Source organism: Streptomyces sp. NPDC055506 (assembly GCF_053643595.1).
Genome location: NZ_JBSHKH010000067.1, coordinates 1 through 14,313, shown reverse-complemented (window position 1 = coordinate 14,313; position 14,313 = coordinate 1). Strand labels below are relative to the sequence as shown.

Annotated in this window: 13 protein-coding genes; 7 read left to right on the top strand and 6 right to left on the bottom strand. The window is 70.8% G+C overall.

Annotated features, from left to right (window positions below; genetic code table 11):
- Positions 1 to 118 precede the first annotated feature (118 nt).
- Positions 119 to 1,744 carry a chaperonin GroEL gene (groL, locus tag ACWIF2_RS24160; protein ID WP_454362706.1) on the top strand — a complete coding sequence of 542 codons (1,626 nt, stop codon included), beginning with the start codon at positions 119 to 121 and terminating at the stop codon, positions 1,742 to 1,744.
- 87 nt (positions 1,745 to 1,831) lie between these two features.
- Here the strand turns inward: groL and ACWIF2_RS24155 are convergent, their stop codons facing one another.
- The 3 genes from ACWIF2_RS24155 to ACWIF2_RS24145 form a co-directional block, all read right to left on the bottom strand.
- Positions 1,832 to 2,539 (bottom strand): ester cyclase, encoded by a 708-nt coding sequence (locus tag ACWIF2_RS24155; RefSeq protein WP_454362705.1) that lies wholly within the window; start codon positions 2,537 to 2,539, stop codon positions 1,832 to 1,834.
- A 95-nt stretch (positions 2,540 to 2,634) separates the two neighbouring features.
- Positions 2,635 to 3,408 (bottom strand): SDR family NAD(P)-dependent oxidoreductase, encoded by a 774-nt coding sequence (locus tag ACWIF2_RS24150; protein WP_454362704.1) that lies wholly within the window; start codon positions 3,406 to 3,408, stop codon positions 2,635 to 2,637.
- 94 nt (positions 3,409 to 3,502) lie between these two features.
- Positions 3,503 to 4,171 (bottom strand): MOSC domain-containing protein, encoded by a 669-nt coding sequence (locus tag ACWIF2_RS24145; protein ID WP_454362703.1) that lies wholly within the window; start codon positions 4,169 to 4,171, stop codon positions 3,503 to 3,505.
- An 80-nt stretch (positions 4,172 to 4,251) separates the two neighbouring features.
- Between ACWIF2_RS24145 and ACWIF2_RS24140 the strand changes: the two genes are divergently transcribed.
- Entirely contained in the window at positions 4,252 to 5,148 is an 897-nt protein-coding gene (locus ACWIF2_RS24140; RefSeq protein WP_382489445.1) for a LysR family transcriptional regulator, read from the top strand.
- A gap of 47 nt (positions 5,149 to 5,195) precedes the next feature.
- Here ACWIF2_RS24140 and ACWIF2_RS24135 read toward each other — a convergent pair whose 3' ends face one another.
- Complete coding sequence (locus ACWIF2_RS24135; RefSeq protein ID WP_184591351.1) at positions 5,196 to 5,525, bottom strand: WhiB family transcriptional regulator; 330 nt, start codon at positions 5,523 to 5,525, stop codon at positions 5,196 to 5,198.
- A 380-nt stretch (positions 5,526 to 5,905) separates the two neighbouring features.
- Between ACWIF2_RS24135 and ACWIF2_RS24130 the strand changes: the two genes are divergently transcribed.
- The 4 genes from ACWIF2_RS24130 to ACWIF2_RS24115 all read left to right on the top strand — a co-directional run bounded on the left by ACWIF2_RS24130 (position 5,906) and on the right by ACWIF2_RS24115 (position 10,418).
- Complete coding sequence (locus ACWIF2_RS24130; protein ID WP_003948568.1) at positions 5,906 to 6,517, top strand: response regulator transcription factor; 612 nt, start codon at positions 5,906 to 5,908, stop codon at positions 6,515 to 6,517.
- A 430-nt stretch (positions 6,518 to 6,947) separates the two neighbouring features.
- Positions 6,948 to 7,535 (top strand): sigma-70 family RNA polymerase sigma factor, encoded by a 588-nt coding sequence (locus tag ACWIF2_RS24125; RefSeq protein WP_184591349.1) that lies wholly within the window; start codon positions 6,948 to 6,950, stop codon positions 7,533 to 7,535.
- 150 nt (positions 7,536 to 7,685) lie between these two features.
- On the top strand, positions 7,686 to 9,188 hold the full coding sequence (gene guaB, locus ACWIF2_RS24120) for an IMP dehydrogenase (RefSeq protein WP_193481566.1): 1,503 nt from the start codon (positions 7,686 to 7,688) through the stop codon (positions 9,186 to 9,188).
- Between the two features lie 105 nt (positions 9,189 to 9,293).
- Positions 9,294 to 10,418 (top strand): GuaB3 family IMP dehydrogenase-related protein, encoded by a 1,125-nt coding sequence (locus ACWIF2_RS24115; protein WP_184591345.1) that lies wholly within the window; start codon positions 9,294 to 9,296, stop codon positions 10,416 to 10,418.
- Between the two features lie 17 nt (positions 10,419 to 10,435).
- On the opposite strand, the gene ACWIF2_RS24110 is transcribed toward ACWIF2_RS24115, so the two are convergent.
- Positions 10,436 to 11,644 (bottom strand): nucleotide sugar dehydrogenase, encoded by a 1,209-nt coding sequence (locus tag ACWIF2_RS24110; RefSeq protein WP_454362702.1) that lies wholly within the window; start codon positions 11,642 to 11,644, stop codon positions 10,436 to 10,438.
- A gap of 271 nt (positions 11,645 to 11,915) precedes the next feature.
- On the opposite strand from ACWIF2_RS24110, the gene ACWIF2_RS24105 reads away from it, so the two are divergent.
- Positions 11,916 to 13,622: a glycerol-3-phosphate dehydrogenase/oxidase gene (locus ACWIF2_RS24105; protein ID WP_454362701.1), complete on the top strand. Its 1,707-nt coding sequence runs from the start codon at positions 11,916 to 11,918 to the stop codon at positions 13,620 to 13,622.
- Positions 13,623 to 13,706: 84 nt separating this feature from the next.
- On the opposite strand, the gene ACWIF2_RS24100 is transcribed toward ACWIF2_RS24105, so the two are convergent.
- The coding region (locus tag ACWIF2_RS24100) for a serine hydrolase domain-containing protein (protein ID WP_454362700.1) at positions 13,707 to 14,313 on the bottom strand (607 nt) is incomplete at its 5' end.

Here is a 14,313-nt window from a genome sequence, read left to right as displayed (position 1 = left end):
ACCCCGCATCACCAGCATTGCAGTGAACTGCGCCCCTGGCCCCCGCGATCTTATGAAGCCGGGCGTCGGGGGCGCGGTTCGTTTCACCCCTATTTTCCGAGAGGGCTGAACCGCTCCCATGGCGAAGATCCTGAAGTTCGACGAGGACGCCCGTCGCGCCCTCGAGCGCGGCGTCAACAAGCTCGCTGACACGGTCAAGGTGACGATCGGCCCCAAGGGCCGCAACGTCGTCATCGACAAGAAGTTCGGTGCCCCCACCATCACCAACGACGGTGTGACCATCGCCCGTGAGGTAGAGGTCGAGGACCCGTACGAGAACCTCGGTGCCCAGCTGGTCAAGGAGGTGGCGACCAAGACCAACGACATCGCGGGTGACGGTACGACCACCGCGACCGTGCTCGCCCAGGCGCTCGTGCGCGAGGGCCTGAAGAACGTCGCCGCCGGTGCCTCCCCGGCCGCCCTGAAGAAGGGCATCGACGCCGCCGTCGCCGCCGTCTCCGAGGACCTCCTCGCCACGGCCCGCCCGATCGACGAGAAGTCCGACATCGCCGCGGTCGCCGCGCTGTCCGCCCAGGACCAGCAGGTCGGCGAGCTCATCGCCGAGGCGATGGACAAGGTCGGCAAGGACGGTGTCATCACCGTCGAGGAGTCCAACACCTTCGGTCTGGAGCTGGACTTCACCGAGGGCATGGCCTTCGACAAGGGCTACCTGTCTCCGTACTTCGTGACGGACCAGGAGCGCATGGAAGCCGTCCTGGACGACCCGTACATCCTCATCACGCAGGGCAAGATCTCCGCCATCGCGGACCTGCTGCCGCTGCTGGAGAAGGTCATCCAGGCCAACGCCTCCAAGCCGCTGCTGATCATCGCCGAGGACGTCGACGGCGAGGCGCTGTCGACCCTCGTCGTGAACAAGATCCGCGGCACCTTCAACGCCGTCGCGGTGAAGGCCCCCGGCTTCGGCGACCGCCGCAAGGCGATGCTGCAGGACCTCGCGGTCCTCACCGGCGCCACGGTCGTCTCCGAGGAGGTCGGCCTCAAGCTCGACCAGGTCGGCCTGGACGTCCTCGGCTCCGCCCGCCGCATCACCGTCACCAAGGACGACACCACGGTCGTCGACGGCGCCGGCAACAAGGACGACGTGCAGGGCCGCGTCGCCCAGATCAAGGCCGAGATCGAGTCCACCGACTCCGACTGGGACCGCGAGAAGCTCCAGGAGCGCCTCGCGAAGCTGGCCGGCGGCGTGTGCGTCATCCGTGTGGGTGCCGCCACCGAGGTCGAGCTCAAGGAGCGCAAGCACCGTCTGGAGGACGCCATCTCCGCGACCCGCGCCGCGGTCGAGGAGGGCATCGTCTCCGGTGGTGGCTCCGCTCTGGTCCACGCCGTGAAGGTCCTCGAGGGCAACCTCGGCAAGACCGGCGACGAGGCCACGGGTGTCGCGGTCGTCCGCCGCGCCGCCGTCGAGCCGCTGCGCTGGATCGCCGAGAACGCCGGCCTGGAGGGCTACGTCATCACCTCCAAGGTCGCCGAGCTGGACAAGGGCCAGGGCTTCAACGCCGCCACCGGCGAGTACGGCGACCTGGTCAAGGCCGGCGTCATCGACCCGGTCAAGGTCACCCGCTCCGCCCTGGAGAACGCCGCCTCCATCGCCTCCCTCCTCCTCACGACCGAGACCCTGGTCGTCGAGAAGAAGGAAGAGGAGGAGCCGGCCGCCGCGGGCCACGGCCACGGCCACGCCCACTGAGGCACCGACCTCGTAGCGAAGCCCCCGTTCCGCCTCGTGCGGAGCGGGGGCTTCTCCCTTGGGTCCTGCGGGCTTGGGTCCTGCGGGTCACAGCTCCAGCGGGTCGAGCGCCCCGAGCTGCTGCATCAGCCCGAGCCGGTCGTACTCCCACCAGCCCTCGGCGATCTTCCCGTCGGGCGTGCACCGGTGGAAGGTCGTCCCCGTCATGGTGACGTCCTTTCCGGTCGGCGGAATCCCGAGGAAGTCGCCCTTGTGGTGCCCCTTCCAGGTCCACCGGGTGCACACCCGGTCACCCTGGGCGACCTGGTCGTCGATCGTGAACGAGAAGTCGAACCCGCCCCGCCACACCTCCACATTGCGCCGCATCGCGTCCAGCCCGATGACGTCCTGCGCATTGCCGGGATCGTGATCGTGGTAGTCCTCGATGAACACGTCGTTGAACGGGGGCGCCGCGCCCTGCCCGGGCGCCTGCTCGAAGAACCTGCGCGCGGTGGCCGCGTACAACTGCTCGTCGCGCACCACGTCCAGATCGGTGAACGTCGGTGCCTCGTCGCAGAGCGCCACCATGTCCTGGAAGATCCGGTCCGTCTCCGGAAGCCCGGAGTTCCGCATCGCCTCCTCGTACGAGGGGAACTCCACGATCTCGACGACGTGCGACGCGTCGGCCCGGTCCTTCGCCACCACACTGTGCGACGCGGTCCGCTTTCCTTTGGTCTGCTCGACCCACCTGTCCATCAGCCGGTTCATCTCGTCGAGCCGACTGGTCCTGCATTCGATGAGCTGTACGAAGGTCATGGCCTCGCCTCCGGGCTCGCTGGGTCCGGCTGGACAGCTCCATTCTCCCAAGCGGGCCGCCCGGGTGCCTCCCGGAGCCTCGGCGGCCGAACCCGCTACTGCGGCCCGTACTTCCGCCCCGTCCTGGACGAGACCGCCCCGAGCATCCCTCTGGGCACCAGCTTCGCCGCCCCCATCAGCGCCTTGTAGCGCGGGTCGGGGATCGACAGCGTCTTGCCCCGGGCCAGATCGTGCAGCGCCGCCGCCACCAGCTTGTCCGCGTCGAGCCACATCCAGCTCGGGATGTTGTCCGTGCCCATGCCGGCCCGGTCGTGGAACTCCGTGCGCACGAAACCGGGGCAGAGCGCCATCAGCCGTACGCCGCTGCCGGCCAGGTCGCGCGCCGCGCCCTGTGTGAACTGCACGACCCAGGCCTTGGACGCGCCGTAGGTGCCGCGCGGGACGAACGCGGCGACCGACGCGACATTGACGACACCGCCCCGGCCGCGCTCCCGCATGCCCTCGGCCGCCGCCGACGTCAGCCGCAGCACCGCCTCGCAGTGCACCTTGAGCATCCGCAGCTCATCGGCCATGGAGACATCGAGATAGCGGCCCTTGTTGCCGAAGCCGGCGTTGTTGACCAGGAGGTCGACGGGGTTCTTGCGGTCGCCCAGCCGGGCGGCCACCCTCTCGATGCCCTTGTCCTCCGCCAGGTCGGCCGTCAGCACCTCGGCCTCGATGCCGTGCCCGTCGTGCAGTTCGGTCGCCTGTTCCCTGAGCCGCTTGGTGTCGCGGGCCACCAGCACCAGGTTGTGCCCGTCGGCCGCCAGTCGCCGCGCGAACGCGGCCCCGATGCCTGCCGTCGATCCCGTAATCAGAGCCGTTGTCATGGCAGAAGGTTAGTGACCCGGACTGGGTGGGTCCGGTTCCGAACAGGACCTTCGCCGGTGAAGGGTCCGTGGAGACAGTCGCGGTGAGGCGCCGTCAGGCCCCGTACTTCTCCTTGTACTCCCGCGCCTGGCGCAGCACCTCCGGGTGCAGGGCCTCGCCCGCCGCCAGCAGCCGCGGCAGCAGTGTCCGCTCGGTGGTCACCGCGCGGAACTGCAGGGCCACCGTCACATCGTGGTCCGGCCGGTGCAGGATCTCGACGGCGTCGCCCGCGCGGATCGCCCCGGGCTCGATCACCCGCAGATACGCCCCCGGCGCGCCTCGCCGGGTGAACCGCTTCACCCAGCCCTTCTCGTCCAGATGGCCCTGGAACGTGCGGCACGGGATCCGCCCGGAGGTGATCTCCAGCACCACCTCGGGGCCGATGCGCCAGCGCTCGCCGATCAGCGCGCCGGACACGTCGAGCCCCTGGGTCGTGAGGTTCTCGCCGAACGCCCCGTCGGCCAGCGTCCGGCCCAGCTCGCGCTCCCACTCGTCCAGGTCCTCGCGCGCCATCGCGTACACCGCCTGGTCGTCGCCGCCGTGGTGCTCCAGCTTGCACACCGCGTCCCCGGCCAGCCCGCTCCCGCCGATGCCCTTGGGCCCGGGCGCCGACACCCGCACGGCCCCGTCCACCGGACGCTTGTCGATCCCGGTCACACCCGCCGGGTTGTCCGTGTACGGCACAGCCTCGGCACGGCCCAGATTCACAGACAGAAGCTTCATACCCGCACGGTAAGCGACCAGCGCTCAAAGCGTCGACGCATTATTCGCATCGGTATCAAAGGGTCGCTTATTCTCGAAGGGTGATCGAAGCTCGTCATCTCCGTGTCCTGCGCGCCGTCGCCGCCACCGGTTCCTTCTCCGCCGCGGGGCGTGAACTGGGCTGCACGCAGCCCGCCGTCAGCCAGCAGATGAAGGCCCTGGAGACCTCCGTCGGCACTCCCCTGCTCATCCGCACCGGGCGCGAGATGCGCCTGACCCAGGCCGGTGAGGCGCTGGTGCGGCACGCCGCCGGGATCCTCGCCGGGCTCACGGCCGCGGAGGAGGAGGTCGCCGCCATCGCCGGGCTGCGCGCGGGACGGGTCCGGCTCGTCTCCTTCCCCAGCGGCAGCTCCACCCTGGTGCCGACGGCCCTCGCCGCACTGCGCGCGGCGCACCCGGGCACCCGCGTCTCCCTGGAGGAGGCGGAACCGCCCGCGTCCGTGGGCCTGCTGCGCGAGGGCGACTGCGACGTGGCGCTCGCCTTCCGCTACGAGGGCGCGGCGGGCGCGGAGGAGTGGGACGACCTCGTCGTACGGCCGCTGCTGTCGGACCGGCTCGTCGCCCTTGTGCCGGAGCGGCACCGGCTCGCGGGTGCGGGGTCCGTCGCCATCGGGGAGCTCGCGCGGGAGTCGTGGATCGCGGGCTGCCCGCGCTGTCGGGGCCAGTTGGTCGAGGTGTGCGCGGCGGCCGGCTTCACGCCTCGCATCGATTTCGCCACCGACGACTATCCGGCGGTGGTCGGCCTGGTCGGCGCGGGGCTGGGCGTGGCGGTCCTGCCGCAGCTGGCTGTCGAGTCGGTGCGGCCCCGGGGCGTACGCACCGTGACGCTGGAACCGGCGGTGCGCCGGGAGATCGTCGCGCTCACCCTGCCCGACCTCGCACAGGTCCCGGCGGTGTCGGCGACGCTCGACCAGCTGGCACGGGCGGCCGTCCGCTAGTAAGAACCATGGGCACGCGTGCGCGTGCCTTCTGCAGAAACGTTATTTCAATGGTGCGAGGCGGTGTGCCCGCCCGGTGCCGAAGCCGACACCAGCCGGTTGCGCGCCCGCCCCATGAGCTCTTCGCGCTCGTCCTCGGTCAGCCCGCCCCACACGCCGTACGGCTCGCGCACCGCCAGCGCGTGGGCAGCGCACTCGGCGCGTACCGGGCACCTCATGCAGACCTCTTTGGCCGAGTTCTCGCGAGCACTCCGAGCCGCACCGCGCTCGCCCTCCGGATGGAAGAAGAGCGAGCTGTCCACCCCGCGACAGGCAGCCAGCAGCTGCCAGTCCCACAGGTCCGCGTTCGGTCCGGGAAGGCGGGAGAAATCTGCCATTACGTGACCCCTTGTTGCCGTTCTGGGCGGATCCGGTGTCTACGACCGTACAACTACGATCTAAGGAGATGAAAATATGACTCATTGCGAATCTAGCTCCAGACACTGGCAAAGCGGAAGAAATGGGTCTGAATGGGGCATAGGTTGTGATGAAAGTTCGTGGGTCTGCTGCGCATGTCTGCACCGTGTCCGCCCCCTCACGTAGAGTGCCGAAGAGGACAGCCGACCCCGTAACTCTTTCGAGTGACCGTCGTTGAGAGTGCGAGGCGGTTGAAGGAACAAGCGCTCGGACAGGCGTCCGAGGCGGTCGACCGCACAGGTGACGATTCCGTACCAGCCTGGAGGCTCAAGGTGACGCGCATCAGCTGCGGAGGGCGGTCATGACTTCCGTCCTCGTCTGCGACGACTCCCCGCTTGCCCGAGAGGCGCTCCGTCGCGCGGTCGCGACCGTGCCCGGCGTAGAGCGCGTGACGACGGCGGCCAACGGCGAGGAAGTCCTCCGCCGCTGGGGGGCCGACCGCTCGGACCTGATTCTGATGGACGTACGCATGCCCGGTCTGGGCGGCGTCGAGACGGTCCGGCGGCTGCTGTCCGCCGACCCCGGTGCGCGCATCATCATGCTCACCGTCGCCGAGGACCTGGACGGTGTGGCGCTCGCCGTCGCCGCCGGTGCCCGCGGCTATCTGCACAAGGACGCCTCCCGCGCCGAGCTGCGCGCGACGGTGACGCAGGCCCTGGCCGACCCGACCTGGCGGCTCGCCCCGCGCCGGCTGCGCTCGGCCGAGATGGGCGCCGCGCCCACGCTCACGGCGCGTGAGATCCAGGTCCTCGAAGGCATGAGCCACGGCCGCTCGAACGCGGAGATCGGCCGCGAGCTGTTCCTCTCCGAGGACACCGTCAAGACGCACGCCCGGCGCCTGTTCAAGAAGCTCGGCGCCTCGGACCGGGCCCACGCCGTGGCGCTCGGCTTCCGGTGGGGCCTGGTGCGCTAGGGCCTGTCGTTCGGATCGGGCCGGCCTCGAGGCGCGGCCTCCGGCGCGGGTCGGAGAGCGGGGGCATGTGGATGCCCCCGCGCGAGCCGGGCGCACGCGTGCGAGAGTCCGGCGGGGTGCCTGCAGGGCCGCCCGGCCCCGGGACGATCCGAACGGCAGGTCCTGAGGGCGGCCGCACGTGTGGCGGTGGTCGCAGTGGGGGCACGAAGAGCCAGGTGGGCGGGGCCGGACCGGGTGTCCGCCGGGTGCCCGCTGCTTGTTTCGCCGCGGATGCCGCATCCTTGAGGGTGTGGAGTTCCTCGGGGACGAGTCGGTCGAGCGGAAGGGGAGGGCGCAGGGGATGAGTGCCGGCGCACCTGCTCATAACGCTTCGGTGCACAACAACGGGCGCGGTGCCGCGGACCCGGTGGCCGCAAGGCACCATGGACCGATGCGCGACGACGAGGCGGTCAATGCCCAAGGGGCGATCGGAGCGCTCGTCCACCGCGCCGTCGACGGGGACGAGCAGGCCACGCACGATCTGCTCGCCCATGTCCACCCGCTGGCGCTGCGCTACTGCCGCACCCGTCTGTCCCGTCTCCCGGGCGACGCCCGGCACTTCGTCGAGGACCTCGCCCAGGAGGTGTGCGTGGCGGTGCTCCTCGCGCTGCCCCGCTACCGGGACACCGGGCGTCCCTTCGAGGCGTTCGTCTTCGCCATCGCCGCCCACAAGGTCGCCGACCTGCAGCGCGCGGCGATGCGCCACCCCGGCTCGACGGCCATCCCCTCGGACGAGATGCCCGAGCGCCCTGACGACTCCCTGGGACCGGAAGAGCGCGCACTGCTGAGCAGTGACGCGGAATGGGCCAAGAAGCTCCTGGCCAACCTGCCCGAGAACCAGCGGGAGCTGTTGCTGCTGCGCATCGCGGTGGGGCTCACGGCCGAGGAGACGGGCCAGATGTTGGGAATGTCACCCGGTGCCGTCCGGGTGGCGCAGCACCGGGCGCTGAGCCGGCTGAGGGCGCTCGCGGAGCAGTAGGGCTTACAGGGGCCCTTGGTTGAACAGGCGGTGCGCGGCCTCCGTACGAACATACGAAGCCCGGAGCGAGCCGGAACCGTGGAATGAGACAGCCGCGCTTCCCGTTAGCATGGACATCCGCACCGATCAAGGCCATTTGGGGAAGGTGTCATGACTGCAAACGTCGACGGAGTGCCCGGAAAATTCGCGACACTCGGGCTGACCTACGACGACGTGCTGCTGCTGCCGGGCGCATCCGAGGTGCTCCCCAACGCGGTCGACACCTCGTCCCGCATCTCCCGCAACGTCCGGGTCAACATCCCGCTGCTCTCCGCGGCGATGGACAAGGTGACCGAGTCCCGGCTGGCGATCGCCATGGCCCGCCTCGGCGGCGTCGGCGTGCTGCACCGCAACCTGTCGGTCGAGGACCAGGTCAACCAGGTCGACCTGGTCAAGCGGTCCGAGTCCGGCATGGTCACCGACCCCATCACGGTGCACCCGGACGCGACGCTCGCCGAGGCGGACGCCCTGTGCGCCAAGTTCCGCATCAGCGGCGTCCCGGTCACCGACCCGGCCGGCAAGCTGCTCGGCATCGTCACCAACCGCGACATGGCCTTCGAGACCGACCGCAGCCGTCAGGTGCGTGACGTCATGACGCCGATGCCGCTGGTCACCGGCAAGGTGGGCATCTCCGGCGTCGACGCGATGGAGCTGCTGCGCCGCCACAAGATCGAGAAGCTGCCGCTGGTCGACGACCGGGGCATCCTCAAGGGCCTGATCACGGTCAAGGACTTCGTCAAGGCCGAGAAGTACCCGAACGCCGCCAAGGACGCCGAGGGCCGGCTGCTGGTCGGTGCCGCGGTGGGCGCCAGCCCCGAGGCCCTGGAGCGCGCCCAGGCGCTCGCCGAGGCCGGCGTGGACTTCCTGGTCGTCGACACCTCGCACGGCCACAACAGCAACGCCCTCAGCTGGATGTCGAAGATCAAGTCGAGCGTCTCCGTCGACGTGATCGGCGGCAACGTCGCCACCCGCGACGGCGCCCAGGCCCTGATCGACGCCGGTGTCGACGGCATCAAGGTGGGTGTGGGCCCCGGCTCGATCTGCACCACGCGTGTGGTCGCCGGCATCGGCGTCCCGCAGGTCACCGCCATCTACGAGGCCTCCCTCGCCGCCCGCCCCGCGGGCATCCCGCTGATCGGCGACGGCGGTCTGCAGTACTCCGGCGACATCGGCAAGGCGCTCGCCGCCGGTGCCGACACGGTCATGCTGGGCAGCCTGCTCGCGGGCTGTGAGGAGTCGCCCGGCGAGCTGCTCTTCATCAACGGCAAGCAGTTCAAGTCCTACCGCGGCATGGGCTCGCTCGGTGCCATGCAGTCCCGCGGCCAGGGGAAGTCGTTCTCGAAGGACCGCTACTTCCAGGCCGAGGTCGCCTCCGACGACAAGCTCGTGCCCGAGGGCGTCGAGGGCCAGGTGCCCTACCGCGGCCCTCTGGCCAACGTGCTCCACCAGCTCGTCGGCGGTCTGCGCCAGACCATGGGCTACGTGGGCGCGGCCACCATCGAGGAGATGGAGTCCAAGGGCCGCTTCGTCCGCATCACCTCGGCGGGCCTGAAGGAGAGCCACCCGCACGACATCCAGATGACGGTCGAGGCGCCGAACTACAGCCGTCAGTAGGCATCAGGCCTGATGGGGCGGCCCTGGAAGCATCCGGGGCCGCCCTCGTCATGCCCGTCGGCGATACTGGAAGACGCTGCAACGCATCAGGGAAAGGCCACAGACGTGACTGAGATCGAGATCGGGCGCGGCAAGCGCGGCCGCCGGGCGTACGCCTTCGACGACATCGCCGTCGTCCCCAGCCGCCGTACGCGGGACCCGAAGGAGGTCTCGATCGCCTGGCAGATCGACGCCTACCGCTTCGAGCTGCCCTTCCTGGCCGCCCCCATGGACTCGGTCGTCTCCCCGGCCACCGCGATCCGCATCGGGGAGCTCGGCGGCCTCGGCGTGCTGAACCTCGAGGGCCTGTGGACGCGCCACGAGGACCCGCAGCCGCTGCTCGACGAGATCGCCGAGCTGCCCGCCGAGGCGGCGACCCGGCGCCTCCAGGAGATCTACGCCGCGCCGATCAAGGAGGAGCTGATCGGCGCCCGCATCAAGGAGGTGCGCGACTCCGGCGTGGTCACGGCCGCCGCGCTCTCCCCGCAGCGCACGGCCCAGTTCTCCAAGGCCGTCGTCGACGCGGGCGTGGACATCTTCGTCATCCGCGGTACGACGGTCTCGGCGGAGCACGTCTCCGGTGCGTCCGAGCCGCTGAACCTGAAGCAGTTCATCTACGAGCTGGACGTCCCGGTGATCGTCGGCGGCTGCGCCACGTACACCGCGGCCCTGCACCTGATGCGCACCGGCGCGGCCGGTGTGCTGGTCGGCTTCGGCGGCGGCGCCGCGCACACCACGCGCAATGTGCTCGGCATCCAGGTCCCCATGGCGACGGCGGTCGCCGACGTGGCCGCCGCGCGCCGTGACTACATGGACGAGTCCGGCGGCCGCTACGTGCACGTGATCGCGGACGGCGGTGTCGGCTGGTCCGGCGACCTGCCCAAGGCGATCGCCTGCGGTGCCGACGCGGTGATGATGGGCTCCCCGCTCGCGCGCGCGACCGACGGTCCGGGCAAGGGCCACCACTGGGGCATGGAGGCCGTGAACGAGGAGCTGCCGCGCGGCAAGAAGGTCGACCTCGGCACGGTCGGGACCATCGAGGAGATCCTCACCGGCCCGTCCCACACCCCCGACGGCTCGATGAACCTCTTCGGTGCCCTGCGCCGCGCCATGGCCACCACCGGCTACAGCGAGCTGAAGGAGTTCCAGCGCGTCGAGGTGACGGTGGCGGACTCGCAGCACCGGCGGTAGGCCCCGAGGACGACGCGTCACAGACGGTGGGCGGCACCCGCGGGTGTCGCCCCTCGTGTGTCCAGGAGCAGCTGCGCCTTCACCGACAGGCCCTGGAGGTCGTACGTGCGGTGCTGCTGGAGCAGGATGGTCAGATCCGCGTCGGCGGCCGCCTCGTAGAGGGAGTCCGCCCGGGGGACGGGGCGGTCGAGGACGCTCCAGTCGGGGATGTACGGGTCGTGGTAGCTGACCGACGCGCCCAGGTCCATCAGACGCCGGGCGATCTCCCGGGCGGGGGTGCCCTGGAGATCGGCGAGGTCGGGCTTGTAGGTGACGCCCAGGAGCAGCACGCGTGCGCCGCGCGCCGACTTGCCGTGCTCGTTGAGGAGCTGGGCGCCGCGCTGGACGACGTAGCGGGGCATCCGGCTGTTGACCTGCTGGGCCAGTTCCACCATGCGCAGGCTGCGGCCGCCGTGGGCGGTCAGGTCCTGCGGGAGGGTGTGGCCGCCGACGCCCGGGCCTGGGCGGAAGGCCTGGAAGCCGAACGGCCTGGTCTCCGCGCAGCGGATCACGTCCCACAGGTCGACGCCCAGGTCGTGGCAGAGCGCGGCCATCTCGTTGACGAGGGCGATGTTGACGTGCCGGTAGTTGGTCTCCAGCAGCTGCACGGTTTCCGCCTCGCGCAGTCCACGCGCGCGTACCACCTTGTCCGTGAGCCGTGCGTAGAAGGCGGCGGCCGACTCGGTGCAGGCCGGGGTGAGGCCGCCGATGACCTTCGGGGTGCCGGCGGGGGTGAGGTCGCGGTTGCCGGGGTCGACGCGGCTGGGGGAGTGGGCGAGGTGGAAGTCCCGGCCCGCCCGCAGGCCCGATCCCTCTTCGAGGAGCGGACGCAGGAATTCCTCTGTCGCCCCGGGGTACACAGGTGACTCCAGGATCACCGTGGTGTGCGGGCGCAGGTGGGCGGCCAGGGTGCGGGCGGCCGTCTCCACCTGGCTCAGGTCGAGCCGGCCGTCCGCACCCGGCGGGGTCGGTGCGCAGATGACCGCGGTGCGCACCCTGCCGAGTTCGGCGGCGTTCGTGGTCTGCCGGAAGCCCCCCGAGAGCATCCGGCGCAGTTCTGCGGGGCTGAGGGGACCGGTCTCGGGTCCGGTCCGGTAGCCGATGGTGGGGACGCCGGCGGCGACGGCGGCCTGAGCCAGGGGCAGGCCGTAAGGGCCGAGTCCGATGACGGCGAGATCTGCGGGCACGGCGTGGCCGTCCTTCCCGATAGCCGAAGTGGGACAGGTGCGCAAGCCCTGTGGACAGGACGGGCGAGTGCAATGTCAGACTAGGAGTAAATATGACCGTTATGTGGGATTGCCTGGCCGAGTTTCGGTGAGTGTTCCGTGCTGGTTGTCCACAGGCTCAGGGCCCGTGGTGGCTGAAGTCGGGCAACCCGGTCAGAATTTGGGCATGGGGGATACGGACGGGGCCTCACCCGACGGGTGCGGCCGGCGCGACCGATGAGCGGGAGGCAGCGTGAGGACAGCGACACTCGGGCCGGCGCAGCGAGCCGAGTCACTTGCATCCATGGCCGAGCGAGAGCTGGACGTGCTGGTCGTGGGCGCGGGCGTGGTCGGTGCGGGCACCGCCCTCGACGCCGTGACCCGGGGGCTCGCCACCGGCCTGGTCGAGGCCCGCGACTGGGCCTCGGGCACCTCCAGCAGGTCCAGCAAACTGATCCACGGCGGTCTGCGCTATCTGGAGATGCTCGACTTCGCGCTCGTCCGGGAGGCGCTGAAGGAGCGCGGCCTGCTGCTGGAGCGGCTCGCCCCGCACCTGGTGAAGCCCGTGCCGTTCCTGTACCCGCTGCGGCACAAGGGCTGGGAGCGGCTGTACGCCGGGGCGGGCGTCGCGATGTACGACGCCATGTCCATGGCGCGCGGCCATGGCCGGGGCCTGCCCGTGCACCGCCATCTGACCCGCTCTCACGCCCTGCGTGTGGCGCCCTGCTTGAAGAAGGACGCCCTGGTCGGGGCGCTCCAGTACTACGACGCCCAGATGGACGACGCCCGCTATGTGACCAACCTGGTGCGCACGGCGGTGGCGTACGGCGCCAAGGCCGCCAACCGCGCGCGGGTGACGGGCTTCCTGCGCGAGGGCGAGCGGGTCGTCGGAGCGCGGGTGCAGGACGTCGAGGGGGGCGGGGAGTACGAGATCCGCGCCAAGCAGGTCGTCAACGCGACCGGCGTGTGGACGGACGACACCCAGGCGATGGTCGGGGAGCGCGGCCAGTTCCACGTCCGGGCGTCCAAGGGCATCCACCTGGTCGTGCCGCGCGACCGGATCCACTCCACGACCGGGCTGATCCTGCGCACGGAGAAGTCCGTGCTGTTCGTCATCCCCTGGGGCCGGCACTGGATCGTCGGGACCACGGACACCGACTGGGACCTCGACAAGGCCCACCCGGCCGCTTCCAGCGCGGACATCGACTACCTGCTGGAGCATGTGAACTCGGTGCTCGCGGTGCCGCTCACCAGGGACGACGTCCAGGGCGTGTACGCGGGCCTGCGGCCGCTGCTCGCGGGCGAGTCGGACGCCACCAGCAAGCTGTCGCGCGAGCACACCGTGGCGCACCCGGTGCCCGGGCTCGTCGTCGTGGCGGGCGGCAAGTACACGACGTACCGGGTCATGGCCAAGGACGCGGTGGACGCGGCGGTGCACGGGCTCGACATGCGCGTCGCCGAGTGCGTCACCGAGGACGTGCCGTTGCTGGGCGCCGAGGGCTACCGGGCGCTGTGGAACGCGCGGGCGCGGATCGCCGCCCGGACCGGACTGCACGTGGTGCGGGTGGAGCACCTGCTGAACCGGTACGGGGCGATGACCGAGGAGCTCCTGGAGCTGATCGCCGAGGACCCGTCGCTGGGCGAGCCCCTGGCGGCGGCCGACGACTATCTGCGCGCCGAGATCGTGTACGCGGCCTCGCACGAGGGGGCGCGGCATCTGGACGACGTGCTGACCCGGCGGACGCGCATCTCGATCGAGACCTTCGACCGGGGCAGTCGCAGCGCACGCGACGCCGCCGGGCTGATGGCGCCCGTGCTCGGCTGGGACAAGGACCAGATCGAGCGCGAGATCGAGCACTACCAGAAGCGGGTGGAGGCCGAGCGGGAGTCACAGCGGCAGCCCGACGACCTCACGGCGGACGCGGCGCGGTTGGGGGCGCCGGACATCGTGCCCCGGTAGGCGTATGCCGTGCCCGGGAACCCGGCCCCGCCATCACTCGAACGAGTGTCGTGAGCCGGGATATCCGTTCGGGGCCCGCTCGTTCTACGAGGTGCGGGGGCAGAACTCGGCCGCGAGCACCGCGGGTTCGAGGTCGGGATCGGCGATCTCGTCCGTGTTCACGCGGAAGGTGAGGACACGCCGGCCGTCGCCGGTGGCCGCGGTGCGCACGTAGCTGCCGGAGATGTGCCCGTTGTGTCCCCACACCGTGATGCCGCACGGAAGCTTCTCGGGGAACAGCCCCATGCCGTACGCGCCATGTGCGGCACGGGTGTCACGCATCTCGCGCAGCCAGTGCGGGGGCAGCAGCCGGCCGTCGAGCAGGGCCGCGTAGAAGCGGTCCAGATCGGCGAGCGTGGTCACCAGCTCGCCCGCGGCGCCGGCCACCCGCGGGTCGAGATCGGTGACGTCGGTTCCGTCGGCGGCGTAGGCGCGGCCGTGCGGAGAGGGCAGCGAGGAGCGGGAGCCCGGAAAGGAGGTGCCCGTCAGACGCAGGGGAGCGATGATGCGGCGCTCGGCCTCGGTGGCGTACGAGTCGCCGGTGACCTGCTGGATGACCAGGCCGAGCAGGACGTAGTTGGTGTTGGAGTAAGAGAAGCGGCCGGGTGCGGCCGGGGGGTGGGTGAGTGCGATGCGTACGGCCTGACGGGGT

What these genes read in the sequence shown, in the direction of transcription:
- ACWIF2_RS24130 (WP_003948568.1), top strand. Translation starts at nt 5,906, where the DNA reads ATGACTTCCGTCCTCGTCTGCGACGACTCCCCGCTTGCCCGAGAGGCG.
- ACWIF2_RS24150 (WP_454362704.1), bottom strand. Translation starts at nt 3,408, where the DNA reads ATGACAACGGCTCTGATTACGGGATCGACGGCAGGCATCGGGGCCGCG.
- ACWIF2_RS24155 (WP_454362705.1), bottom strand. Translation starts at nt 2,539, where the DNA reads ATGACCTTCGTACAGCTCATCGAATGCAGGACCAGTCGGCTCGACGAG.
- groL (WP_454362706.1), top strand. Translation starts at nt 119, where the DNA reads ATGGCGAAGATCCTGAAGTTCGACGAGGACGCCCGTCGCGCCCTCGAG.
- guaB (WP_193481566.1), top strand. Translation starts at nt 7,686, where the DNA reads ATGACTGCAAACGTCGACGGAGTGCCCGGAAAATTCGCGACACTCGGG.
- ACWIF2_RS24135 (WP_184591351.1), bottom strand. Translation starts at nt 5,525, where the DNA reads ATGGCAGATTTCTCCCGCCTTCCCGGACCGAACGCGGACCTGTGGGAC.
- ACWIF2_RS24145 (WP_454362703.1), bottom strand. Translation starts at nt 4,171, where the DNA reads ATGAAGCTTCTGTCTGTGAATCTGGGCCGTGCCGAGGCTGTGCCGTAC.
- ACWIF2_RS24125 (WP_184591349.1), top strand. Translation starts at nt 6,948, where the DNA reads ATGCGCGACGACGAGGCGGTCAATGCCCAAGGGGCGATCGGAGCGCTC.